Annotated in this window: 1 protein-coding gene; it reads right to left on the bottom strand. The window is 68.9% G+C overall.

What is annotated here, in order from left to right; genetic code table 11:
• A partial coding sequence (locus tag FVE89_RS06145) for a DDE-type integrase/transposase/recombinase (RefSeq protein ID WP_160533157.1) occupies positions 1-257 on the bottom strand: 257 nt, incomplete at both ends.

Below are 257 nucleotides of genomic sequence, written 5' to 3'. Positions count from 1 at the left end.
GCCGAGCCGTTGTCGGTCATGACCCGCTCGACGGTGACGCCGAGGCTTTCAAACCAAGCCAACGCCCGCTCCAGGAAGGCGGTGGCGCTTTCCTTCCGCTCGTTAGGCAGGATCTCGGTGTAGGCGAGCCGCGAGGCATCATCGACGGCCACGTGCAGGGCCTCCCAGCCGGTGCCGCGCTTGCTGCTCTGGCCGGTCCGGTCGCCGGTGATGCGGTGGCCGACGCCGTCGATGCGCCCGAGCTTCTTCGTGTCGAG

Origin of the sequence: Methylobacterium sp. 2A (assembly GCF_009806555.1) — a bacterium.
Lineage (GTDB): Bacteria > Pseudomonadota > Alphaproteobacteria > Rhizobiales > Beijerinckiaceae > Methylobacterium.
This window is presented reverse-complemented; position numbering and strand designations above follow the sequence as displayed.